The 25,630-nt window shown below is 39.9% G+C and carries 23 protein-coding genes; 6 read left to right on the plus strand and 17 right to left on the minus strand.

Annotated features, from left to right (window positions below; genetic code table 11):
- Positions 1-5 precede the first annotated feature (5 nt).
- Positions 6-620 (plus strand): DUF4340 domain-containing protein, encoded by a 615-nt coding sequence (locus tag H6G79_RS03185; protein WP_190592116.1) that lies wholly within the window; start codon positions 6-8, stop codon positions 618-620.
- A gap of 155 nt (positions 621-775) precedes the next feature.
- The gene (gene purU / locus H6G79_RS03190) at positions 776-1,630 is read left to right on the plus strand and encodes a formyltetrahydrofolate deformylase (protein WP_190592115.1); all 855 of its coding nucleotides are present in this window, start codon (positions 776-778) and stop codon (positions 1,628-1,630) included.
- Between the two features lie 35 nt (positions 1,631-1,665).
- On the opposite strand, the gene crtW is transcribed toward purU, so the two are convergent.
- The 6 genes from crtW to H6G79_RS03220 all read right to left on the minus strand — a co-directional run bounded on the left by crtW (position 1,666) and on the right by H6G79_RS03220 (position 6,737).
- Positions 1,666-2,439, minus strand: a complete 774-nt coding sequence (gene crtW / locus H6G79_RS03195; RefSeq protein ID WP_190592114.1) for a beta-carotene ketolase CrtW — start codon at positions 2,437-2,439, stop codon at positions 1,666-1,668.
- Positions 2,440-2,673: 234 nt separating this feature from the next.
- Complete coding sequence (locus tag H6G79_RS03200) at positions 2,674-3,060, minus strand: VOC family protein (RefSeq protein WP_190592113.1); 387 nt, start codon at positions 3,058-3,060, stop codon at positions 2,674-2,676.
- 131 nt (positions 3,061-3,191) lie between these two features.
- Complete coding sequence (locus H6G79_RS03205; protein WP_190592112.1) at positions 3,192-4,145, minus strand: bestrophin family protein; 954 nt, start codon at positions 4,143-4,145, stop codon at positions 3,192-3,194.
- Between the two features lie 34 nt (positions 4,146-4,179).
- Positions 4,180-5,199, minus strand: a complete 1,020-nt coding sequence (locus H6G79_RS03210; protein ID WP_190592111.1) for a hypothetical protein — start codon at positions 5,197-5,199, stop codon at positions 4,180-4,182.
- Positions 5,200-5,556: 357 nt separating this feature from the next.
- Positions 5,557-6,105 (minus strand): hypothetical protein, encoded by a 549-nt coding sequence (locus tag H6G79_RS03215; protein ID WP_190592110.1) that lies wholly within the window; start codon positions 6,103-6,105, stop codon positions 5,557-5,559.
- Positions 6,105-6,737: an AAA family ATPase gene (locus tag H6G79_RS03220; protein WP_190592109.1), complete on the minus strand. Its 633-nt coding sequence runs from the start codon at positions 6,735-6,737 to the stop codon at positions 6,105-6,107. The genes H6G79_RS03215 and H6G79_RS03220 overlap by 1 nt, the downstream gene beginning before the upstream one ends.
- Before the next feature lie 171 nt (positions 6,738-6,908).
- On the opposite strand from H6G79_RS03220, the gene H6G79_RS03225 reads away from it, so the two are divergent.
- The gene (locus H6G79_RS03225; protein ID WP_190592108.1) at positions 6,909-8,267 is read left to right on the plus strand and encodes a cytochrome P450; all 1,359 of its coding nucleotides are present in this window, start codon (positions 6,909-6,911) and stop codon (positions 8,265-8,267) included.
- Positions 8,268-8,683: 416 nt separating this feature from the next.
- The gene (locus H6G79_RS37240) at positions 8,684-8,809 is read left to right on the plus strand and encodes a hypothetical protein (RefSeq protein WP_277877204.1); all 126 of its coding nucleotides are present in this window, start codon (positions 8,684-8,686) and stop codon (positions 8,807-8,809) included.
- 232 nt (positions 8,810-9,041) lie between these two features.
- Here the strand turns inward: H6G79_RS37240 and H6G79_RS03235 are convergent, their stop codons facing one another.
- From H6G79_RS03235 to H6G79_RS03245, 3 genes are all read right to left on the minus strand, one after another.
- Positions 9,042-9,683 (minus strand): hypothetical protein, encoded by a 642-nt coding sequence (locus H6G79_RS03235; protein WP_190592107.1) that lies wholly within the window; start codon positions 9,681-9,683, stop codon positions 9,042-9,044.
- 221 nt (positions 9,684-9,904) lie between these two features.
- Positions 9,905-10,708: an SDR family oxidoreductase gene (locus tag H6G79_RS03240; RefSeq protein ID WP_190592106.1), complete on the minus strand. Its 804-nt coding sequence runs from the start codon at positions 10,706-10,708 to the stop codon at positions 9,905-9,907.
- 688 nt (positions 10,709-11,396) lie between these two features.
- On the minus strand, positions 11,397-11,690 hold the full coding sequence (locus H6G79_RS03245; RefSeq protein WP_190592105.1) for a hypothetical protein: 294 nt from the start codon (positions 11,688-11,690) through the stop codon (positions 11,397-11,399).
- Positions 11,691-12,411: 721 nt separating this feature from the next.
- On the opposite strand from H6G79_RS03245, the gene H6G79_RS03250 reads away from it, so the two are divergent.
- A complete protein-coding gene (locus tag H6G79_RS03250) occupies positions 12,412-13,356 on the plus strand; it encodes an N-acetylmuramoyl-L-alanine amidase (RefSeq protein WP_190589880.1) in 945 nt (314 codons plus the stop codon).
- A 172-nt stretch (positions 13,357-13,528) separates the two neighbouring features.
- On the opposite strand, the gene H6G79_RS03255 is transcribed toward H6G79_RS03250, so the two are convergent.
- From H6G79_RS03255 to H6G79_RS03265, 3 genes are all read right to left on the minus strand, one after another.
- Complete coding sequence (locus H6G79_RS03255) at positions 13,529-14,113, minus strand: hypothetical protein (RefSeq protein WP_190589879.1); 585 nt, start codon at positions 14,111-14,113, stop codon at positions 13,529-13,531.
- Positions 14,114-14,466: 353 nt separating this feature from the next.
- Positions 14,467-15,054: a cytochrome b gene (locus H6G79_RS03260; protein WP_190589878.1), complete on the minus strand. Its 588-nt coding sequence runs from the start codon at positions 15,052-15,054 to the stop codon at positions 14,467-14,469.
- A 160-nt stretch (positions 15,055-15,214) separates the two neighbouring features.
- Positions 15,215-15,553 carry a carbon dioxide-concentrating mechanism protein CcmK gene (locus H6G79_RS03265; RefSeq protein WP_190589877.1) on the minus strand — a complete coding sequence of 113 codons (339 nt, stop codon included), beginning with the start codon at positions 15,551-15,553 and terminating at the stop codon, positions 15,215-15,217.
- A 229-nt stretch (positions 15,554-15,782) separates the two neighbouring features.
- Between H6G79_RS03265 and H6G79_RS03270 the strand changes: the two genes are divergently transcribed.
- The gene (locus H6G79_RS03270; protein WP_190589876.1) at positions 15,783-16,682 is read left to right on the plus strand and encodes an ABC transporter ATP-binding protein; all 900 of its coding nucleotides are present in this window, start codon (positions 15,783-15,785) and stop codon (positions 16,680-16,682) included.
- Here H6G79_RS03270 and H6G79_RS03275 read toward each other — a convergent pair.
- The 5 genes from H6G79_RS03275 to H6G79_RS03295 form a co-directional block, all read right to left on the minus strand.
- Entirely contained in the window at positions 16,670-18,241 is a 1,572-nt protein-coding gene (locus H6G79_RS03275) for a sodium:proton antiporter (RefSeq protein WP_190589875.1), read from the minus strand. The genes H6G79_RS03270 and H6G79_RS03275 overlap by 13 nt on opposite strands.
- A 32-nt stretch (positions 18,242-18,273) precedes the next feature.
- Entirely contained in the window at positions 18,274-19,266 is a 993-nt protein-coding gene (locus H6G79_RS03280; RefSeq protein WP_190589874.1) for a mechanosensitive ion channel family protein, read from the minus strand.
- A 255-nt stretch (positions 19,267-19,521) separates the two neighbouring features.
- Positions 19,522-20,586 (minus strand): DUF389 domain-containing protein, encoded by a 1,065-nt coding sequence (locus tag H6G79_RS03285; RefSeq protein ID WP_190589873.1) that lies wholly within the window; start codon positions 20,584-20,586, stop codon positions 19,522-19,524.
- Positions 20,587-20,812: 226 nt separating this feature from the next.
- Positions 20,813-24,124, minus strand: a complete 3,312-nt coding sequence (locus H6G79_RS03290) for a DUF4912 domain-containing protein (RefSeq protein WP_190589872.1) — start codon at positions 24,122-24,124, stop codon at positions 20,813-20,815.
- 1,076 nt (positions 24,125-25,200) lie between these two features.
- A complete protein-coding gene (locus tag H6G79_RS03295; protein ID WP_190589871.1) occupies positions 25,201-25,425 on the minus strand; it encodes a type II toxin-antitoxin system HicB family antitoxin in 225 nt (74 codons plus the stop codon).
- Positions 25,426-25,630: the final 205 nt, after the last annotated feature.

The raw sequence follows: 25,630 nt of genomic DNA on the forward strand, positions 1-25,630 counted from the left end.
AACAAATGACTATTCCAAAGACAACTTTAATTTTGGTATTGTTGGCGCTGGGTTTGGGTGGTTTCGTGTATTTCTATGAAATTAGAAATGCAACTCAACAAGAAGAAGTCAAGGCGAAACAACAGCAAATTTTCACGTTTGCGGAAGATGATGTGCAGTCTTTGACAGTGAAAACCAAAGCTTACACTCTGATGTTAGAACGCAACTCTCAGGGGAGTAATCCCAAATGGTTGCTGAAATATCCAGTATCAGATTCAGCCAATGATGCGATCGTTTCTTATTTAATGGATTTGTTGGTTAAAGGTAAGAGCAATAACACTGTATCAACCTCTGCTAACCAACTCACAGAATTTGGTTTAGCTCAACCCAACGCCACCATTGAGATTAAACTGAAAAATCAGCAAACCCATCAGTTAATTTTGGGCAAATCTAATTTTAATAATCGTTTTGTGTATGCTCAAGCTGACTCAGGTACACAACCAAACGGCAATATCAATGTATTATTAGTATCTACCGATTTTGTCAATGCGGTTAACAGGGAGTTATCAGAATGGCGACAAACTGTTGATAACAGTAAATCAACACCTTTACCCACTAATCTTCCTCTCCCAACACCTTAGAAGAAGTATGAAGTATGAAAAGTGAATATAGCAGTTCTCATTCCAGTGAGGTACATTTCCCTAGCCTCTAGCCTCTTTTCTCCATCTACTTGTACTGCACTCAACCAAGAAACGCTATAAACTCAAATAAAATTTATTGAATTACGCATTATTTTATGTCCACGACAACTGCCACCCTGCTCATTTCTTGTCCTGATCAAAGAGGACTTGTTGCCAAAATTGCTAACTTTATTTATGCCAATGGTGGCAATATTATTCATGCAGATCAGCACACAGATTTTTCGGCGGGGTTGTTTCTCACTCGTATAGAATGGCAGTTAGAAGGATTTAACTTACCTAAAGATTTAATTGGCCCAGCGTTTAATGCGATCGCTCAACCTTTGGGCGCTAAATGGCAACTTCATTTTTCTGATACTATACCACGCATCGCAATTTGGGTCAGCCGCCAAGACCACTGTCTTTATGATTTAATTTGGCGACACCGTGCTAAAGAATTTGCCGCCGAAATTCCGTTAATTATTAGCAATCATCCTCATTTAAAAGTAGCCGCCGAGCAATTTGGGATTGATTTTCATCACATTCCCATTACAAAAGAAAACAAACCAGAACAAGAAGCTAAACAATTGGAATTATTGCGGCAATACAAAATTGATTTGGTTGTATTGGCAAAATATATGCAAATTGTCAGTTCTGATTTTATTGCTCAATTTCCTCAAATTATTAATATTCACCACTCATTTTTACCAGCTTTTGTTGGTGCAAATCCCTATCACAGAGCTTTTGAAAGAGGCGTAAAAATCATTGGTGCAACTTCTCATTATGTGACTCAAGATTTAGATGCGGGGCCAATTATTGAACAAGATGTAGTGAGAGTTAGCCACCGCGATGAAGTAGAAGATTTGGTCAGAAAAGGTAAAGATTTAGAGAGAATAGTATTAGCTAGAGCGGTACGATTACACTTACAAAACCGTGTGTTAGTTTATGGTAATCGCACAGTCGTATTTGAGTAAATTACTAAATTAGGTTGCTCAAATACTCGATAAACTTATTGCTGCTTTCCGTCCTGATAAACCTCTGGTAATCGCCACCAAGGAACATGAGGATATTCGTGATGTTCTTTATGATAACCAAAATGGTAGCAAGTAATAAATGACCAAAACACAGGTAAATGTGTACTGCGTGTACAGTGCGAACTTGTGTATCCTTCTGCAAGTCTTCTATGAGGAAGAAATGTGCCGAAATAAAATAATTGAATTGAACTCAAAATAGATGGTATACACCAAAATAAAATCAGATTAGCTTCATGTATATTACAGATATATCTCAGAAAAATATATACCAATATAAATCTTAGATGTTGTCGCCAATTCCAATATGATTTAATGAAGTTAAAATACCAAGCGAAAAAGTTTTGTTGCTGATGATCATAAAAATCTGGGTCATCTTTAGTAGCAGGATAGCGGTGATGTGACCAGTGTTTTTGGAGTAGCTCTTGATAAGAAAATAGTGCGTACAAAAATACACATATTCTACCTATCCAATTATTAATTTTAGGATTCTGGGGAAAAACTACACCGTGCATCGCATCATGAGCAGTAATAAATAATCCTGTATATAAAAATGTCTGCCAAAGTAACGCTATAGCTATTAAGGGAATTGGGGTTTGATAAATATTGATTAAAAAAAATAGTGTGATACTTATTACCCACAATCCTAAAATCAGACCAGCAATGAGAATACCTGGAGATGTTTTTGCTTCTGCATTAATAACAAAATCTGGCTGTTTCGATTGTGATGATAAGGAATCAATCTGAGTCATCCGCAAATCCTGGATTTTTAATTTATATCTATTGTATAGGGATTTATTTGCTCATTTTTTTTATTTTAAGCTTTGCTCTAATTGCTAGATATTGTGATATATAAAATAAGTAATTCAATCATCCATCTTGAGCCACACACACAGCATATTCTTTGCAAGTAAGCATAAATATTGGATTTGCAACTCAAACCCATCTATGGAGACTGACAAATTAAGTAGCCAAGAATTGTGTTTTTAAACTTCATAAATTTCTAATGGTAAGTTATCTGGGTCTTGGAAAAAGGTAAACTTCTTACCCGTAATTTCATCAACCCTAATATTTTCTGTCTCTATGTTGTGCAAGTTTAAGTCAGCCACGGTTGCTTCTATATTTTCCACAGCAAAGGCTAAATGTCTTAAACCACAAGCTTCAGGATTGCTGAATCGTTGGGGAGGATTGGGAAAAGAAAATAATTCAATTTGGGTATGTTCATTAACACGTAAATCTAGTTTATAAGAGTTTCTGGCGGCTCGAAATGTTTCTTGAATAATGGCAAAGCCGAGAACTTCTACGTAAAATCTTTTCGAGCGTTCATAGTCGGAACAAATAATTGCTATATGATGAATGCCGAGAGTTTTCATAAAAATGAATTATTTGATTATAGGCGATCGCACTTTATTTATAGCAAAAGGCAGGAGAAAAAGTCTTAATATTCCTGGCGTTCAAGCTTTCAAATGAATAATTAAACGCCGATGAACGCAGATAAAAACGCTTAGATATCTGGATTGCTGTATGAAAAGTTAATTTGTTTTTCTATATTGTCTTGGTCTTGAGTTACTTGAAAAGCGATAAATTCTTCAATATTATTTTGAATAGTTTGGCAAATTTTATCTAATGGCAAATCATTATGGTCGTAACCAAAAGGATTTTCAATTTCTACGCCAATTTCTTCAATGCCAAACAAAGCAAAACTGACAATAGCGACAAATATACCTGTCCACCAACCTAAATCTTTAACAAAATGAAAGGGCAGAATTAAACAATAGATGAGTAATAATTGATTGAGATGAATCACATAAGCCGGGGGAATTGGTGTTTTTAAAATACGTTCGCAGCCGCCGACATTATCCATCAAGTTATTCATGAGCGTGTGAATACTAGTCAATTGATAATTTGTTAAAAGACCGCGTTTATATTCTTGCTGTAAGTATTTTCCTAACAGGCGGGATATTTCTAAAGGCATGTTTTGAATATTTTGCAAATTGCTATATTGAGCCGGGGAAACCCAAGGCTTTAATTCTTCACTGGCTGGTTCATAACGAAGATATAATTTTTTGGCGATCGCAAATGCTGGTAATAAACGTAAAGCGGCTATTTTGCGTTCTCTGTCGCTGGCTTCAACTTCATCCACGGCGACCCAAATTTTCCAAGCTAAATTGCGGACAGTATTAACTGTACTCCCCCAAAGTTTTCTCCCTTCCCAAAATCGCTCATAAGCTGTATTAGTCCGAAAAACTAACAACAAACCCAAAACAATGCTAGGAATCACACCACCTAACATTGGTTCAGAAACTGGTAGTTGCCAAAAGTGAAGACAAGAAATTAAAAATCCAAATGCACCACAAAAAAGAGAACGTTCTAAAACCCCAGGAATTACAGAACCTTGAAATCTCAGTATTTCTTTAATCCATGTTTTTTTAACAGGGGTTTGACTTTTTTTAACCATAAATATTTATCAATTTTTTACATTAATCAACTTATTATCTGACAGGCATCCAGCCGTTTTCTGTGCATACTCCGGCTTCGCTTCTGGGTGGAATACACCAATAATTTTTGCCATCAAATATGAGATTTTCTTGAATATAATTTAATTCTGAAATTGGTCTCCATTCTTGTTCGCCAGCCTCATCATAATATCGATACTGTTCTCCTTTGACTTCTAAACCTTGATCAGTGCCGCCAAATACATAAAACCCTGGTTTAATTGGCGCAGATGTAGCTGCGATTAAAGCTGATTCGCAAACTGTTGCATCACCTTTGCAACCTTTGGCAATTTGTCCATTAGCTGCAAGGCTGTAAACTTTACCGTCTTTAAAAAGTAATCCAAAACCACTGCCATCTTGCAAGATGATGGGATTGGAGAATTTGCCTTGGTATTGAATGGAACTTTGAAATTTACCATGAAGTGTAACTATCGTAGTGCCATCAGGTGCGATCGCAATTGATTGACCTGTGCCACTGCCTCCGAGAAAATTAAATGAGCGAGTGCCGATAAATGGTGGTTTTTCTGGACGAGTAGACTGTGAAGTTTGTTGATTGCCATTTTTCTCAATTGACCAATGCCAAACGACTCGTTCTGTATTAGTGCGGTCAGCGATGGTGGCTGAAATCCACAATAGTTCTCCGACTTGGTTGGTAAATTCAAATCGACAAGCACCAACTCCTGTCCCGGAACAGTCTTTCACCTCTGTATATCCGAAATCATATAATTCTTTTACTGAGCTATCTTGAAGATTCGGTGCATCGCCTTGTAGATTTGGTTGCCAACCTTGTTGAAGCACTTGTTCTCGTGCTTTTTGATATGGCATACCTGCTTGGAGATTCAACTTGGAGACGGGATTGCTAGTGTGAGGAAGTTGGGCTTGATTTGTGGTGGTGGGAGGATTTAAGCTTTTGCTTTGCTGCACATTGGAAGTTGCAAAACTAGTACATCCATTTGCGATCGCTCCTACTAAAATTGTCACAAGAGTACCTGCGATCGTATAACCACACAATTTCATGTTTTCCCTCTCAGTGATACTTGCCAGCGACAAAATCAATAATTTAAGTACAGTACAAGTTATATTTTGATGAATAATTATTTATCGCACAATAATTTATCTGATGCCAGAAGCAAACTAGTAGACTGACACAGCTAATTTATGGCAATTATCGAAATTCCATCCGCGTCCATCCGCGTTTATCTGCGGTTAATTTTATTTCATCTCTAATGCAACATTTTAGTCGTGTCAGTCCATTACTTAATTTGGTCTTATCAAATTTCACGCAAAAGATAAGACAAATAGCCTGCGTTGGCTAGGCAGGCTTTGTTTATCTATCCCTAGACTTCCAGTCTGAGGGCTTTAAGTTACTGATATTTAGTCATACAACCAAGTATTAGCCGCAAAATCATCTTTTGTTTCTGCTGGCATATCAGGGAGTTTTTCGGGGACGCGGTGAGATTTTCTGTAATCAGTTTGATGATAATTGTCTTTTTTCTGAGGAACAATACTAGCCTTTGGTTGTTGTAGGGCTTTATTTTCTTCGATGAGTTTAGAATTTGCTTCTGCCAGTTGAAGTACAGTGGTTTTTGCTTCTTCTAGTTCTTTGGTTAGGCGTTCTACAGAGGCTTGCTGTTCTGATAAAGCTGATTTTAATTCTTTAATTTGTTTTTGTAGAGCTTTTTCTGTGTCCTGATTTTTTTCTAAAGTTGTTTTTAAGTCTTTAATAGTAGCTTCTAAGTCTGCTTTGGTGGGAGTATTACGTTTAGCAGTGGTTGATTCATTTACATCTTCATCTGCGGCTGTTGTTGATTCCACAACTTCCACAGCCGGAACTTCGATTGCACCTTCGTCTACTGCACTATTTGGTGTTAATTTTTGTGCTTCTGCTTGAATTAAGTCAGAAAGATTTTGTTTCCTAGCCATTATTTTCTCCAATCACGCTGTAATTCATCAGCCACGCGGCGATAGTCTGATTCCGCCTCCCAAGCATTTTTGCCTCGCCATTGATTGATTGCAACACCCTCTAATGCGGCTCTTTCGTGGGCTTTATAGGTACGGATGAAGCCTTTACAAACAGGGATACCTAGCTTAACGAGAGAGTTTTGTGCTTCCATTGCTTCACCAATACTCCGCGCATCGACTTTAGTTAAGAGTACACGATGGGGAACTCCTGTGGGGACGACGGCTGATTTTACTGTTTCAATCAAAACAGCTAAATCCATTGCGGATGGGGGTGTAGGTAAAAGTATATAATCTGCGATCGCTACTACTGTTGCCAATGCTTCAGAGTGCAAAGCTGGAGGCGTATCCACCACTACTAAATCGTAACCTTTTATTTTACGTAAATGGCCTAATAGCTGTGGATCTGTTTCTTGCGATAAATCAAATCCCATTCCTTGATCATTGCGTCCAAACCACCAACTAGCAGAACCTTGAATATCTGCATCTACCAGCAGCACTGTTTTTCGTTTAGAAAATTGTGCAGCTAAATTGATTGAGGTAGTCGTTTTGCCGACTCCTCCTTTACCGTTGAGGATAGCGACGATTTTTGGCACTGCTTCTACGATTTGAGATTTTGGATTGGAGATGGCTTTAGGTGTCGCATTTTTTGCAAATTGCTATGGCTTTCTATCCCGCCATACAAAAATATACCGCTTTGTGTGACCCGCAGCACAGGGAAAAATCGCCAAAATAAAAATAGTCATGATAAATTCTGACGAGATTTTATGACAGTAATTAACAGCTTGCCTGATGGGCCAAGAATACCGTATTGGCGGCGAATGATTAAGTTTATCTTTCGACCGATAGATTATGTCGAAGATTTTGCCAAGGTTTACGGTGATAACTTTACAGTTTGGGGAAATGGGGAGAATCAACTTGTTTATTTTAGTCATCCCCAAGCACTAGAGCAGATTTTTACTACTGATGCAAGTTATTTTGAGGCTGGCAGAGGTAATCAAATTTTAAGATTTTTGCTTGGTGATCATTCCTTGATATTACTCGATGGCGATCGCCACCAACGCCAACGCCAATTACTCACACCGCCTTTTCATGGTGAGCGAATGCGGGCTTACGGTCAAACTATGCGCGAAATCACCCAAGAAGTTAGCCATGAATGGGTGATAGGTAAACCTTTTAATATCCGCACTTCTATGCAAGAAATCACCTTGCGCGTTATTTTGCGGGTGGTATTTGGTGTGGATGAAGGGCCGATGTTTCAACAACTGCGCCCATTACTCACTTCTACCTTAGACATTATGAGTTCCCCTTTGATGTCTAGTGCTTTCTTCTTTCGGTTTCTGCAACAAGACTGGGGCGCATGGAGTCCTTGGGGAAAAATTGTCCGCCAACTCCAACAAATTGATCAACTCATTTATGCACTCATTCAAGAACGCCGGGCTGAAACTGGGCAGAATCGCCAAGATATCCTCAGTTTACTGATTGCCGCACGTTATGATGATGGTCAACCAATGTCAGATGTCGAATTACGCGATGAATTAATGACAATGTTGGTTGCTGGACATGAAACCACAGCTTCCGCATTAACTTGGGCTTTTTATTGGCTTGACCGTTTACCAGAAGTCCGCGAAAAATTACTCCAAGAATTGAGTACTTTAGGCGCTAACCCAGAACCAAGTGATATTGCCAAATTGCCTTATTTAACAGCCGTTTGCCAAGAAACCTTACGGATCTATCCCATTGTAATCACTGCTTTCTTTCGGGTGCTAAAATACCCAATTGAAATTATGGGCTACAAATTACCCGCAGGTACAAGAGTTCTGCCTAGTATTTATTTAGCTCACCATCGCCCAGAAGTTTACCCACAGCCAAACCAATTCAAACCAGAACGCTTTTTAGAAAGACAATTTTCCCCTTATGAATATTTACCCTTTGGTGGCGGAAATCGTCGGTGTATTGGTTTAGCCTTTGCTCAGTATGAAATGAAAATTGCCCTCGCCACAATTTTGTCGCAGTTCCAAGTCTCTTTACTAAATAAACGCCCAGTGCGTCCCGTACGTCGTGGTTTAACTTTAGCTTCACCCGCCGGAATGCAAATGGTAGCCACACCACAACACAAATGCTGAGTAACGTACACTGAGCGAAGTCGAAGTGTACGTTTCGCTCAGTGTACGTTTCGCTCATTGTACGTCTTATCAATATTGCCAGGATGTTTACCAATCAACACAAAGAAAACCAATAAATTGGATCTTAGTAGGCAATTTGGCAGATTGTTGACTTATTTTGCCAAACTGTTTACTGATTTTGGTATATTCCACAAGTAAAATGCTATACTGCTAACTTATTTTGTTAAATTACTGACTGTTTTTGGTGTATTCCGCAAGTAAAATGCCATACTGCTAACTCATTTTGCCGAATTGTTTACTAATTTTGGTATATTCCGCAAATAAAATGCCATATTGCTTTTTAATTTCAGTACATTCCGCAAGCAAAATGCCATATTTTATATAGCAATCCTAAATTAGTCGTGAAAAACATAGATATGGAAACGAACCGCCAAAAACGAGGCAGCGCGTTGGACGGGTTTCCCGGCTTGAAGCGACTGCCGTGCCAAGGACGCAAAGGGAAGAAAGAAGAAAAAGATATAGAAATTTTACAAATGATTTAGGGCTGCTATATAGCAGTAGTTGGAACCCCACCCCGCATTTGCTGACGCAAACGCTCCCCTCCCCGCTTGCGGGGAGGGGTTGGGGGTGGGGTTAAAATGTACCTCATCTAACCGAGAACCGCTATATTCTGCACCAAGCAACTGTAAAGAGTATGGCGAAACAAAAACCTTACACCCCTTCACCCTCACACCCTTTCACCCTTTTTTAAAAGACAACCTCGGTACTGAAATCTTAAATACTAGAAAGGTTGTAAATTTCTGCTTGCAAGTTAGCTCTGGCAGATGCTTCAGCCACCTCAAACATTAGAGGTGTAAAATATATACGCTGTCTTTGCAGAAATTTTTCCAGGACTTGTTTGCGCCCTTGAATATATTCTGATTCTGTTACCCAAGCATATTCTTGACGAATAGCATCAGCATATTTTTGATAATCAACAGAGCCAGCAGCTAAAATTGCCAAATCAGCATCTAATAAAATTTGGCTATCAATATCGTCATTAGCTGCTTTATGGTGTTTGGTGTTGAGAATGAGACGCTGAACAGTTGTGATTTGATTTTGGGGAATTGCCAAATAAGTTAATACCTGACCAGCATATTCAGCACTTTTGGCTTCGTTATCTGGCGCTTGAGAATTATACACTACATCATGAAACCAAGTCGCAAGCTGTACAACAGGCAAATGTTGAGCATAAGCTTGCAAAGCTTGAATGTTATGCAACACATCATCAATATGTTGCAGTGTATGGTAATAACGCCCAGGGGTATGATATGCGTCAACTAATTGAGTAAAAGTTGTGGCTATTTTATCTTGGTCAATGCCAAAAAATTGCAGTGTGTGTTGCCAGTGATGAAATAATTTATGTGTTTCCGCCACTCCCCACTCCTTATTTCCTATAGGAATTACGCAGAACAACAATAAATCAAGAGTATAAGAGTGCAGGGGTGCATCTATCTAAAATCATACCCATACACCCATTTTTAAGGTATGTCTATTTCTCAAAGTATTGAAATTACATTTCTCCTCCAGACGTACACTGAGCGTTCGCGCAGCGTCTCCGATAGGAGAAGTCGAAGTGTACAGCACTCAGCACTTGGCTACAACTGAGAAAACAGTGCTTCCCAATTAATTACAGCAGGTCTGGTTCCTTGATTGATGATGTCAAAAGCTTTATTAGTGGTAGATGGTATAGAAATTGATTCTACACAAGCGGCGGCAACATCGATACGGCTGGCATCTCCTGATAAGGTGTCGCCTTGACCTAAAACTACACCCAACTTACCATTAGTGGTGGCTTTGAGGAGAGTATTCAAGTCATAGGAAGTGAAAGGCCCGTCAATTAAACGACCGGGGCGAATGATAGTGTATGGTAAACCAGAATTAGCGATCGCAGTTTCACCTTTTTGTTTAGCATCCAATACACCAAAAGCATTCAGCACACTAAAGGGAAATTTATCTTTGCGGTAAACACCACAAGAAGACACAAACACAAATCGTTGCAAATTGCGAGGTGCAGCCGCTACCAAATTACTCACCCCCTCAGCATCCACCTTCGCCGGCGTATTTTTTGCCTTAGCTTCCCGATATTCAGCATCCAGAAAAATTTGTCCCCATTCTAAAAAATTTGGTTGAGGGTCAAAGTCCCATCTCGTTGAAGGAAAAGCAGTTGTGCCAGTACAACAGATAATGTGAGTAATATTCGGCATCGCTGCCGGTAATGTGTCAGTTTCCCGGATATCTCCTACAGCAATTTCTACTTTGTTATCAAACATCTTTTGGGCTTTTGCCGCATTGCGAGTCAGGACGCGCACCTTGACATTCTTCTCTAACAGCTTTCCTACAACCAACTGCCCAACCCCACCAGTAGCACCAACAACCAGCACCAAATCTTCAGCACTCATAACTTTCTCTAGGATGGTCTATTCCTAATCTACTCAAAATCTAGAGCAGTCTGTTTGTTTCCCAGGGGAGATATTCTTTTTAGATTGACACAGTGATAAGCAAAATAAAGGGTTTGAGGGAGGGTGAAGGGGTATAGGGGTGTAAGGAAGCAAAAACTCTTACACCCTCACACCCCTACACCCAGTCTCTGACACTCAAAAGCCCAGCCATAATGGCCGGGCTTTTGAGAAAGGCAGTGGGGCTATATTCCCCAAATTTACATATAGAGTTTCTGTATAAATCGCTGTACTGATAGGTAATACCACTACACCAAGATGAATTCCGGAAACCGAGGAAAAATTTTTTGGGAATTTGTCTAACTATTTTGAACTTACGCACACAGTTTCTCTGTAGAAACTGGGTGAAAGGGTGTAAGGGTATAGGGTGTAAGGATTTTGGATAAATCCTTATTTTTTAATTACGACTTGCGAATTACGAATTGGTATAAGTCCTATATTTTGGACAATATTCATGCACAACTAACAACCCCAGCCTTTAGGATTTAAATGGAGAGTCTGGTTTTAGGAACGGATGAACAATACATTGGGTAACTGGGAAGAATGGGTAACTGTCTTGGGTTATGTGGCGTTTACGGTGTTTATCATTGGTTGTGTGTTTGCCACCCAGAAAAAATAACTCCGAGAAAAGTCAAGGTTTTTTGAAAAACTTACAGATGAACTGTCCAGGGTCTTGATTTTCCAATGGTACAACAGTCCCATCTGACTGAGTTTTGACTTTTTGACGGCAGTTGTATACTTCCAGGGGTCTTTTTTTGCCATCCACACTCAGAACTGCCCGATACTCCCAATAATTTTTGGCGCTGCGGTTAATACTGAGAATGCAAATCTGATGACCATTGTAATTACGGCAGACAGCAGCATACGCGGGGAAAATGTAGAAATTTGAGAGTATCACTAGCAATATCAGAGCAAAATATTTCATCTTGGGCAATTTCTCTTAAATCTACTCTCAATACGGTTCGGATAAGAAACTTACTTGTGTAGGCAAGCAAGGGTGCAGGGGTGAAAGGGGGAACGAAGGTACGCTCTCCCCTGCACCTGAAGCTCCTCCGCCCCCCTGCTCACCTCAACAGATACATTTGTTAACCAAACCGTATTGAATCTACTCTCACCGATTGAGATGCTGTAAGTCATGTCTATAACAAGCGTTAGCACAACAACTGTTAGTAGGCATTTTAGCGGCGATCGCACCTTCGTCAGCACACAATCATTAATTATTTGCTAATTTTTGCCGTTCATGTGGCATAACCTAAGATAATCCCCATGATTTGAGTTATGACGTGAACTTAAACATCTGCAAAACCAGCCTGGATCACATGCTATTCTTAACTTGTTTTGCTACAACCAGATGCGGAGGTTTAATTCACAAACATTCTCAAATCAAATGGATAAGCCTGACTACACTATATTATTGATGTGAAATGGAGGGGTATATTTTTATCTCGTTAAAAAATAAATAAATAATTATAATTCTGTTTATGTTAATAAATAAAGTAAATAACAATTAGTGTTTGTTAAAATAACAATGGCATAAGTAGAATTTTATTATAAATAGTATATTTAGAAAAATATAGATTGCTTGCAAGTAAACTTTTCAGCTTTCAAGCATTAAGTTAGTATCAAATAAAAACAAGGAACAGCGCATGAAATTTGGAATTGATATCGGCCATAACTCTCCACCAGATACAGGTGCTAGAGGCATCAGAATAGAAGATAATTTAACACTGGAAGTAGGCAATAAAGTTATAGAAAAACTCAAAGCATTAGGTCATGAAGTGATACCATGCAGACCAGACCGTCCGACATCTTCGGTGAAAGACTCACTTTCACAAAGAGTCAATAAAGCTAATGCTAATCGAGTTGAACTCTTTGTATCCATACATTTTAATGCCTTTAACGGTCAAGCCAACGGTACAGAAGTTTTTGCAGGTAGTGAAACAAGTCGAAGAATAGCAAAATCTGTATTAGATGAAATTATCAAACTAGGTTTTTTTAATCGTGGTGTTAAAAGTGGTTCTCACTTATTTGTCATCCGCAATACAAATATGCCGGCGATTTTAGTTGAATGTTGCTTTATTGATTCGCAAAAAGATATTAATCTGTTTAATTCAGAAACAATGGCTAATGCTATTGTCAAAGGTTTAACAGGTCAAGTTCCAACTACTCCAGTTCCGCCAGTACCAGATGAAGAACAGAATGTTGATACAACAACCCTAAGATTGCAAAAAGCCTTAAACCGATTAAAAATTACCGATAAAAATGGTAAGCCCTTGGTAGAAGATAATGTACTGGGCGAAATCACGAGTTCTGCTGTAGAAAACTTTCAAAAAATTGTCGGAATAGCCGCATCAGGTGTTGCTAACACATCTACATGGAATGCAATTAATTTGATTTTGGCTAAACGCATTATCCGCCCCAACCATGCTGGTGGAACAGTTGTGAGATACTTACAATATCGTGTAGGTGTAGAAGCTGATGGGATTTACGGGCCACAAACAGAAGCAGCAATTAAAAAATATCAGCAGCAAAATGGTTTAACTGCTGATGGAATTGTTGGGCCAAATACTTGGCAAAAATTAATTGGCTAATTATTAGCAATTAAGTCAGGCAAAATAAAATCGGGCTTACGTATAAAGATTTTCTGTGAAGACTGGGTGAAAGGGTATGGGGTGTGAGGGTTTTAGATACACACACCCTCTCCCCAATCATTGATTTTTAGTTTTTATGCGTCAGTCCTATAAAATATTTTGCCTGGAGAAATTAGCCACGATTTTTCTCTAATAGCAGCATCATAATTAAACTTAACAAAATCTGTTGTTCTTCGCGATCGCTAATTTGATCAACAGCTTTAATAATAAATTTGCGCGACAAGAAAGTCGGAATTTTCTCCAACCGCATCACCACCGTACCATCCGCCCGACTCACCAAATAGACAGGGTTGAACACAAAACCAGTAAACATACCCACAACGGGAATTTCGGCAAATAAAGCATCCGCAACCTTCACCCAAGGATTTTTTTCTTGGATAGTTAAATAAGTATTTTCGCCATCAAAAATGTCATACCGCGCCCGCCAAATAGATTTTAAACCGCGACGTTTGACCGCACCGATATTTGTACCGTTAGTGTCGCTAAATTCATAACGAGCTGAGAAATCAATAATGCGATCGGCTTTGATGTAGTATTGAGGGTTAGTTTGTTCAGCATCAGCAAAAATTGTTATCGCTTCTTTGAGCTTAAAAAGTTTCTGTTTAACGTAGAAAACTAAATTACCCTGAGCGTTAACAATAGAAATTTGGGGTGCTAATGCCCAAAATTTAAATGTAAGTTCCAAAGGATACTGCATAATTCAGTAGAAGCAACAAGGTTGATGGCTCTATTAATCCCAAAATCAGTAAATAACCAATGTTTTTGTAACTAATATATACAAACTGATATATTCCTTGACTGAAATTGATATTTTATTTTTTTTGGAGGTTGTTTGAAAAGTAACTGGTTGTGATTATTAGCACATTTAAGCTTACATATAGCATCTGCCGCCGTAGAAGCGGCAGATGCACCTGCGATTGTACTAGTTGCGTAAGTCCAGTATTGTTATAGTGTTTCTTATTCTAGTGAAGTACAAGCAAGAATAATTAACCGCAGATGAACGCAGATAAATTTGTACCTCAGCAGACTAGGAAAGGCTATAGCTCATTTCTAATTAGGAATTTTATTCAGTTTTCTCGTCATCAAAAAGCCTTTAAACCTCCGCCAGTTTGCTTTGACAACTTTCCATTGTTGTAGTATGTGCAGAAGAATCAAAGCTAAAAATGTATAGGCTATCCAAAAATGAACGCTTCGACCTAAGTCTACTAAACTAGAGTTTTGTGGGAAAAAATCTGGTAAAGTCAACCAAAAAAAATTGACATTGTTACTTTTATAAGAGTTGGAAAAAAAGAACCCACTAACTGGAACTGCAAACATCAAGAGATAAAGCAGAGTATGGAGTATAAATTTACGTGTCCATTCAGGCGTAAATCTTGGCAAATTTTTAGTGTATTTTCGCCACCATACCTGCAACAACACTAAAATCCGCCAAGTTAGCAAAGCTACTACCAAAGCTCCGATTGATTTATGAAAATCATATAGTTCTGATCTGAATAAAGTTCCACGGGATAAACGCGCCATACCTGAACCAGTTATAAATAAAACTAAATAACAGGCAGACATGATCCAATGTACAGACATGAGTTGCTTAAACGCAGAATTAATCCTACCTTTCTTAACTGCTGATGTTAAATTCATATCAATACATCTGAATTTTGTTATGGTTTTAATTCACGGTGCTATCGGGCGTTTTTTGGTTTTGTCGCTAAGTAAGTAATTATCTTACTTAAATAATCTTAATATATTTTATTTTTTTTGCGGTTGTGTGAAAAGTAGTTGGTTGTGATTGTTAGCACGTTTACGCTGACAAGGGTGGAGGAAACCGAATATCTGCATTGAAATTTTCTATATTTGCTGAAAGATGAATAGGTAAAACATATTCGAGATTGTCGTGAGGACGAGGAATAATATGAAAAGAAAGCACCTCACCACCATTGACGCGAGATATTGCGGCTAGTCCTGAGACGACTGCAACGTTAACTTCCCCAACTTCTCCCCGAATCAGTACGGTTATTCTGCCCAAGTCAGTATTTTCGTAACCAACAAAAGTAATACAAGCAGCTTTACACATAGCATCTGCCGCTTCTACGGCGGCGGGAACTCCATAAACTTCAATCATCCCTAGCGCAAGTGTCATACTGATTTTCTCTGACCGAATCTGTTCTGCTGTTGTTCCAAATTGTAAATCAATGAGAACATATAGCGTTTTTAAGTTTGTGCAGTACACCTTTCAAGGGGAGAGAGGCTAGAGGCTAGAAAAATTTACCTCATCCAGATGAAATATGCTGTAATGTTTGATGCTATGAGACATCGAGCAAATATATTAACCATTAACTAGGTTGACTACATAATCCAAAATTTAAAATATGCTAACTATTAGAAACCTAAATAAATCTTATTCTCAAAGAAAAGTTATTCAAAGTTTAAACCTGCACATAGCAGCAGGAGAAATTTATGGCTTACTTGGTGCGAATGGCGCTGGTAAGACAACCACGATTAATATTATTTGTAATTTACTCAAGGCTGATAGTGGTGATATTACAATTAATCATCAGCCAATTTCAGAGGCGACAAAAAAAATTATTGGTGTTGCACCACAAGAAAATTTACTGTATAAAACTTTGACTTGTGAGGAAAATTTAAAGTTTTTTGCTGATATTTATGGATTAGATAAAAGAACTTGCCAGGAACAAATACAAACAACGCTGACGGCAGTAAGGTTATGGGATAGGGCAAAAAATCCTGTAGAAACTCTCAGTGGTGGGATGCAAAGACGATTGAATATTGCTGTTGCTTTGGTTCATCAACCAAAATTTTTAATTTTAGACGAGCCAACTACCGGATTAGATATTGAATCAAGATACGAGATTTGGGAGTTAATTCGACAGTTGAGTAATCAGGGAATTACCATTTTATTGACGACGCATTTATTAGATGAAGCCGAGCGCCTTTGTCATAAAATTGGGATTCTCAAAGATGGGCAAATTTTGGCTGAGGGCAGTTTAACCGAGTTACGTAAATTAATTCCAGCCGCCGAAGTTTTAGTGTTACAAACTGCTGAAAAGGAACAAGCGATCGCCCGCGCCCAGGAATATAATTTTACACCTAAATATTACGGTAATGAGTTGGCTTTTTGGCTACCAGAAACACTGGAATTAAAAGAAATTCTTGACCGATTCGCCGGGATAAATATTGAAGCGATCGCGCGTCAGCCTGTACGTTTAGAACATATTTATTTGGAAGTTACCCAAAATCACTGTTCTTGATGATTACTGTTATGATTTGTTTGCAAAAAAGGTGACAGTTCTTTATTCAACTTCCCTGCACGCACAAACTCAGCGTAGGTTTCTGCTTCAATAGCTAACAGTTCTCCTCGCAGTTCTTCAGCAGTAAACTCTTGCAAATTTGGATATTCATCCAACAATTTATCAATTTTTTCTTGTAAAAAATTAATCTCTCCTTTGAGTAGCGTTTTTTGATAATGATAAAACTCTAGGCTAATACCAGGACGCTTTTGTGCTGTCTCTAAATATTCTAGCGATCGCTGGAGGGCCACTTGACGCGCAATTGCTTCCATATATTGTTGGCGTAATGGTTGCGAACCTAAAAGTTGTAATTTTTCTAATAATGCTTGGGTAGTTAAACCCTGTACTAATAAAGTAAATAAAACTACGCCAAATACTGTGGCAATAATTTCTTCTCTTTGCGGCAGTATAGCTGGTACACTCAAAGCCAAGGCAATAGAAACCGAACCACGAAGTCCACCCCAAGTCAACACAGCTTGTTCAGCTAAAGGAATTTCTGATTTAGCTACCCAATTACTAATACTACTCAAAACATAAATAGATACAGCTCTAGCTAAAGTCATTGCAGCAATTGTGACTGCAATAGTTTTGAGGTTATCTCCTAAAACGAGAAAGTGAACCTGATCACCAATTAACAAAAAGACAATTGAATTCACAAAAAAAGCCAAAAATTCCCAAAATTCTGTGACAATAATGCGTGTACGTGGATTCATCCCAATGCGCGAACCAAAGTTACCTAAAATCAAAGCTGTAGTGACTACACCAATTACCCCAGAACCACCCAAATGTTCTGTAATTAAGTAAGTGCTGTAGGCAGAAACTAAAGTGAGCGACTGTTCTACTAATGGTAAATCAAAACGTTGTGTGAGGTAAGAAATACCAAATCCCGTTAATCCGCCAACGCCAATCCCAATACCTACAACCTGAAAAAATTCTAATACAGCAGATTGTAAATCTAGTTTAGTATCACCCAGTGGCAGAGCTACCAATAAACCAAAAGCTACAACCGCCATACCATCATTAAATAAACTTTCCCCTTCCATCAGGGTTTTTAGGCGTTTACCTGCTCCCAGTTCTCGAAACAAAGCCGTTACTGAAACTGGATCTGTTGCTGATAGACTAGCTCCCACCAATAGCGCAATACTCAACTCAATTCCTGCAAATTGATTCAAACCAAATGCGACTCCAGCAATCGAAATTATTACCCCAATCACTGCATACAAACAAATAGGTAATAAATCTCGTTTTAAGTCTGACCATTTTAAATTCCAAGCAGCTTCAAACAGCAATGGTGGCAAGAAAATTACCAAGATCAATGCTGGAGAAAGGCTGACTAATCGCACATTTACAAATGCTAATCCTAATCCGACTATGACGAGTAGCAATGTATAAGGAATGCGGCGTAACCAACTAAAAATTTGTGGTAGTGTTGCTACACCTAAAGAGACAGAAAGTACTAAAAGAAATTGCTTGAGTTGTTCTGCAATTAAAACTTCGCCTGTAGCCGAATCTAATGTCATAAGGATATTCCAATTTAAGAGAACATTTACCACTAAACTTTGCCGTTATTATGATCATTTCTCTGGGGCTGCATTTGAGCAAGCATTTGAAGTGAATCGCTGATGCGGCGCGGTTTTGGTACTTCGCCTCTGCCAGCCGGCCAGCCTTCTCGCTGACGAGAGCGGTTCCCATCGGTTTCTTCTGTTTGGTCGTGAAACAAAATTTGTTGTGTGGGAAAGGGTAAATCAATGCCGTTTGCGACTAAAGTTTTCTTAATTGCTGACAGTACCTTGTCCCGTGAGGCGAGGTCATCTGCACGTCGCGGCGGTTTTACCCACCAACGAACGCGGATGTTAACAGTACTTTCAGCAAGTTCCATGACAAGGACATCGGGTGCAGGGTCTTGCAGTACTTCTGCCACACTATGTAGGGCTTGAAGCATTAACTCCTTGGCTTGGTCAATATCATCACCGTAGCCAATACCGACATCATACTGGAGCCGCCGACTTTCAAAGGCAGTGTTCACCGTGACTGAGTTAGTGAATAATTCTGAATTGGGAATTACAATGCGGCGACCATCATAAGTTTTAAGTGTTGTGGCTCGTGTTTCAATATTTTCTACAGTTCCTTCAAAATCTTTAAAAACTATTTGGTCATCAATGCGGAATGGCTCTGTCAATAAAATCAGAATACCTGCCAAAAAATTTTGCAGAATATCTCGAAACGCAAAGCCAATTGCCACACCACTAATCCCTAGCAGTTGCACTAAATCTCCGGCGCGGAATGTCGGAATGACAATTGACAAAGCAATAAATAGCCCTAGTAGCAGTGTTGTACCCTGGGCTAACCGTCCTAGTACTAGTCCTAAATTTCGAGCTTGGTGGCGATCGCGGGTTAAGCGTTTAACTAGTCTCTTAATGGCTCTAGCCACAAAAAAGAAGATTGTAAATACAATCAATGCCAGCACGAGATTCGGCAGCAAAACAATAAATCCGTTAATCATTCCCTGGATTTTGTTCCAGAGGGCAGATATATCTGCATTCATGACACTTGCTTAATGATCAGCAATGCTAATAATAAGAAAAACTTTGGTTAATTAACTCCTTCTGTAGTTGGTTTTGTAGTCTATAAATAGGATGAAAAATAAGTTTTATCGAAATAGCATTCAGGAGTCAGGAGCCAGAATTCATTCTGAATTCTGTACGACACTTCAGCAAGCTCAGTACATCGCCGGCGGATGAATCAGTGGGTTTAGTACTACCATTAAATCTTGGATTTAGGGGTAGATTTAGATCCGCCACTAATTGATTCTGACTCCTGAATTCTGACTTCTGGATTCTTCTTTAAATTTTGGCATTTTATTATACAAATTAGGCGTTTCTCCCCTAACTTCTGTGACTTGACTGACTTCAAAAACCAACCTGAATACTTGACCCATTTCTTTTTTAATAAATTCTTCTAAAAGATGCACTTGTTTAGATGTTACAGGTTCTTTAGCACGCACACTCAAGCGAACTTCAGGCGGATTAGCAAGCCAATTAGTATCAGTTGTTAGCAGTTCCAAACGCTGAAAAGTTACGGTACGATTTAATAAAGCTTTTTTCAAAGAAGTTTCGAGTTGTGCTTGTCTAAATAATTCGCTAAAGCTCACGGTTAAAGGTATTAGTAAAATCCCTGTTAAAGCTAATGCCCATAACAGTACTTTTCGGGCGTGATGAAAAGGCGAATAGCCAGTGACGAAGAATGTCAGCATACAGGCAAGACTAATGCCTAAAAGATTGGTGAGGTAAAGTAAAGTTGCGCCTAAACTTAACGCCCAGTCAGATTTTGCTAGACCTAAACCGATAACACAAATTGGAGGCATCAGAGCCACAGCTATTGCTGTACCTGCTACACTCGCCGAGATTTTTGAATTTACCTTAGCATAACCACTAATACCACCTGCTGCCACAGCAATTCCTAAATCTAGTAAGGTAGGTTTAGAGCGAGATAGGACTTCACTGCCAAAACTAGGTAAATTAACTAGCAAACCTATACTGTAGGAAATTAAAAGAGCTAATAATGTGCCACATAAAACGGCTATTGTACCTTGACGAAATAAGTTGACATTGCCCACTAATGCGCCAAAAGCTAAACCGCGAATTGGCAACATTAAAGGGGCAATAATCATTGCTCCAATAATTACAGCCGTGCTATTAGAGAGTAAACCAAATGTAGCGATCGCACAAGAACCAATAATTAAAATCAAATATGTGGTGTTGGGGGTAGATTCTGCAAAAAATTCTTCTACAAGCTGTTGTAGTTGTCCTGGTTCAACTTTTCTTTTCTTGAAATCTCGAAAGCGGTTGTGCAGATGATTAATCAAAGCAATTTCCTAAAGTAAAATCATTCTCCATAGGAAATTTTAAACAATAGTTTTCACCACAGTATCTACCTCAAGATGAAAGTTCCGTATTAAGTATTAAATATTTCAAAATTCTCCCATCACAATCAATAAATCATGGATGATCAATCCCGTCTATTCTGAGAGTATATTTCTCGGAATCAGGAACAGACATAATTGACTGTTCCTGATTTTCTGGAATCAACAACTACGCTTCTGGCAGTTCTTGGGAGAACTTTTTGTGAATTGTCTTGGATTTTTCGCCATCAGCCGCCACTGCCGTCATGATGTAGTCAATCAAGTTCTCGGAGAAGGGAACACGCAAGTGAAATGTGCCATCGGGTTTGAGGGCGATGGGATTTCCGGCAATATTCACAGTGGCATTAGGTTCAGTTGCACCGTGAATAATTAACTCGGCATCGGCGACAAACCAGAAATCGCGTTGGGGACGGCTGAAGATGCGAACCGCAGACGAACGGGCAATTGTCACCCAACCTTCGGTTTCTGTAGCATAGCCAAGTTCGATGAGATAATCGCGATCGCTGGTGGGAATTGCCACATAGCGGTCATGGGTGATTTCTTCGCATTCATACTGCTGAATTAATTGCGGTGGCTGATAACTCATATCCAAATCAGTTGCATCATAAAGCCGCAGTGCTAATTGTAAAATGCCAGCATCTTGCAGTATTTGTTTGCGGGTTTCGGAAAGTTCCCAAGCTGCATAAGCCCATTTAGGAGTGCGTGGAGTCAGGGTAATACTACTGTTGTCGATGGGTGAGGGAGATGACTGTTCTTTAACTGCGGGATGTGCATCTTCGGTAAACAGAGGGCTGAAGACGCGGACAATTGAAGAACGTGTAATACTCACCCAGCGATCGCCAACAATAGAATAGCCAATTTCTGCAATGTAATCATGATCAGCTATGGGAATACCCACAGAGGTCTCGGATGTGGCAAAGTCAAATTCCGATTGCTGTACCAATTGTGGCTGCTGATAGCTCATATCAATATTGGTGACATCATACAGCCGCACCGCTAATTGGAAAATACCGCCATTTTGCAACATTTGTTTGCTGGTGTCGGAAATGTGCCAAGAAACATCAGCTAACTGGTGTGTGCGCGGTATCAAACTCACGCTGCTGGTTTCATCAACTAACACCACATTGGCGGCTTGATTTGTGACATGAGGACTACCAAAAATCCGGGCAATATCAGAATGAGCTAATGTCACCCAGCGATCATCTACGTTGCCATAGCCAATAGCTGCTATATAATCACGCTCAGTTTCAGGAATCGCTACCGAGCCGCCAGAGGTGTGGATATCACATTCATATTGCTGCACCAAGTGGGGCTGCTGGTAGCTCATATCAATATTGGTGACATCATACAACCGCAAAACAAATTGGGATTGACCCGCATTTTGCAGCATTTGTTGGGCAGTGGGGGAAATTTCCCAACTCACCTCGGCTAAATCATGGGTTTTGGGGATGAGAACCACTTTACTATAAGGATCAGCGATCGCTAAAATTTCCGTTGTGGTAATGGCTGGTGTTTGTGGTGTTGCGGCTGGTGGATTTATCCCCGACCAACTGCCTATCCCTGCACCTGGTAAGCTTTCTGAATTAGTCACAATTAACTCCTCTGTTTCTTCTGGCTCAGGTTCTGCGGCATCGGCGACGAAATTCAATTTCTCGATTTCTGGGTCTAGTTGCGAGTCTGTTGTGGGCAGATTTTCTGTGAGGTCAAAATCCCAATCATTGTCATCCGTCAAGTTGTCAGAAAATTCTGGCAAGTCGATAGTTGCATTGATTTCTGTTTCCGTCGGACTGATTTCTAATGGTTCTGGAGTTGATTCGACCGTTGCTTCTGGCTCGTCAGATATGCTGGATGATTCAGAATTGACAGTGGTTGACCTATCTAAAATCGGCGGATAGGCAGTATTCACAACTGCGGCTGGTGCTTCCATATCCCAAGGTGAGATGCTGAGATCATCATGATTATCTGGGTTGTGATGATTGTTGGAGTCTTTGTTGACAATCAGAGAACCGAGCGCCGCCCCTGTACCCACAGCTAAAGCCGCATCTGTGGCGGAAGCTGCGATCGTACCTTCCAAAACTTTCGCACCATTGTGATACCCATTCCCGTTAGCCCAATTAGTGGGGGGAACTTCTGGAGGTTCGCTAATTACTGTTGGTTCAGTGGCTGCGGCAATATCTGGTGTAGGTGGTTGCGGGGTTGGGGGTGGTGTGTCTTCTGCTTCTGGGGGACTTGAGGGACTGGTTCTAATCATCCACAACAACAAACCTGCAATTACCGCTATGGGTAGGACTAACCACCACAGTGGTATTTGTCCTTGAGTGATGGGATTATTTGCGGCGGGTGCAGGGGTTTGCTGTTCACCTGTCGCGGCTGGAGCATTAGCAGGCTGTGGTGGTTGTTCACCGATAGCGGCTGGGGCAGTAGAAGCTAATGGTTGCGGTTCCCCTGTGGCTGCTGCTGTGGGGGCTGTCGTGGCGATCGCGGCTGGTGTGGTAAACGGCACAGTACTAGTTTGCGGTGTGGCGGCTGGTGTAGATTGGGCATTGACAGCCAACAGCAGGCTAGGAGATTCACCCTGAGCGATCGCTTCTGCTTCTTCCATTCTCGCTGTTTCTATTGCTTGTTTTCCTGGTTTTGCTAAAGCAAAGCCGAGAAAACCTGCGACAGCCGGGTTAGGATTCTTTTTATAAACGTAAACTAAAGGTTGAGAAAAAGGATATTTCGGATCATTAGGTAAAGCTTGATGTAATTGCAGTACCCGCACCCCAGGTAACTGACTGATTTGATTCACTCTGGCATAACTAATACCATCTTTACCCAGTTGTTTGACAATTTCGGCGGTGTTATCTTCCGTTAATTTAGTAGCCGTATCTCCTGTAGCGAATTTTGCGGCTTTAAAAACTGGGTAATTGTTGAGTGCTTGACGTGTATCACTACTATCGGGACGGTCAATAACTCTGATTTTGCCTGCTCGCCCGCCCAACTGTGACCAATCAGTAATGCTTTTACCCCGGAAAATTCTGGCAAATTGTCTATCAGTCAAACTGCCTTTAAAGGGATTTTCTTCACCGACAATAATGGCAATTTTTTCGCGGTGTAACCGCACTTGCTCTAAACCTTGGGCTTTTTCTTCAGGAGTTAAACCACGCCCAATGGACGCAATATCGGCTTGTCCTTCCAATACAGCTTTAATCGCCGCTTCTGTACCGTTGTTGGCTACTTCTACCTTTGTACCAGCAAACTGTTTCTCAAAACTGGCCTTCATGTTTTGATTTACCAGCGCCAAAGTACTAGAGCCATCAACACGCACCGTAGATCCATTCTCCACTGTTTTTGGCAGTGAAAATGAGGGAGTGTCAGTGGCCGATTGCGCCAACACTGGTGCCGACACAAGCCAAGTCGCTGCCATCGGAGATGTAGCTAAAGCTAACGATAATACCAGGTTGACGATCGCACTATCTTGTTTTTGTTGTTGCCCCATAAGCTCCTAATCCCAGGTACAGAAAACAGCAAGCGGCCAGTCCTCAATGTGATTTTTTGATCCAAGAGGAGACGCGCTAATTATACATCTGGTGTCAAGGTTCTTTGAAAAATGTGTGATTTACGTATCCGAATCTATACTGTGTTTTACTTTATCTTGACTTTTCCCATTCTTCATGCTTTGTTTAGCTTTTTTAAACTATTCCGCAGCAGACAGATAATAGGTTACAGCGTTACAAATTTGTGACTTTAATTTAATTTACCGATGTCCAAACTAATTTGGCTACTGCCATATATTTCGATGTAGCTAACACATTTATACTGAACCAGCCCAGTTTATTGTCATAAAAATATACACAACTGGGATTGATGTATAAAATTGAGGGGGTAAGGGTGGTCTTACAAGTGTAGGTTTTTAACAGAGTCAGGACTTACGCATCAAAATTTTCTGTGGGGATTGGGTGTGAAGGTGAAAGGGTATGGGGCGTAAGGGTTTTGAATACTTTCACCCTTACACCCTCATACCCCTGCACCCTGTTCTCAAACCTTATTTTTTCGTTTTTTTGCGTAAGTCCTAAGAGTGATGAGTAGCGAATCTAAAAATCAAGATTTAATCAGAGTTCCATCCCCCTCACACCCTGGTTACTGAGCGCAGCCGTTCGCGGAGCGTCTCCGTCAGGAGAAGTCGAGGCGCTACTTTCATATCAGTATCATTTTTAAAGTGAAATGATATCACCACGGTGCTGGCTCCCCTTAAAAAGGCTACGGTGTACACAGAAAATCCGGCTTAAGTGTATCTATCCCGCCTCGGAATCAATTCCGAGTCTCATAGTGCAATTCCTCTGAAGATGACTCAAGTAAAAGTTCATTTCAGTCCACTTGAGTGGACTTTAGCTATGAGCCTGGAACTTTAGTTCAAGGCGGGATGTGTTTTCATCGAGCAAATTTTCGACTTGTGCATACACTGTAGCCTTAAAAAGAGGGGAATTTTCTTCAAGTCCCTCTTTTTAAAGGGAATTTAGGGGGATCGAGATATGTGCTACTTCACATTGAATTGGTATGACCTGTTTAATTTTATTATGCTACTTTTAAAGACTTGCCCAAAGTTTGCGGCTCTGGCAAAGTTTCACCATCTTCTAAAGCTGATTCAATTAGCATTTCTAAAACTTCCTGAGCATTTTTTAAAGCTTCCTCGTAAGTATCTCCGTGTGTACAAGGCTGCATGACATTAGTAAATTCAGGCAGCGAAACTACATAACATTGGTCTTCATCTGACCATTGAATAATAATTGTGTATTTCATTCTTCAGTCTCTTTGCTTTATTCTAAGTAGGTAAACAAAATTAATTGCACAATGTCATTACGAACGGAGCGATAGCGAAGTGAAGTAATCGCAGGGTCATTGCGATTGCTTCGGAAGCCTCGCAATGACATATCGTAAGTAATGTGGCAGACATAATATAAACCCAGCTTTTAGCAATAAGCTTTTGAGTTCTCTAATTTTCTTG

Origin of the sequence: Anabaena sp. FACHB-83 (assembly GCF_014697485.1) — a bacterium.
GTDB lineage: Bacteria > Cyanobacteriota > Cyanobacteriia > Cyanobacteriales > Nostocaceae > Nostoc_B.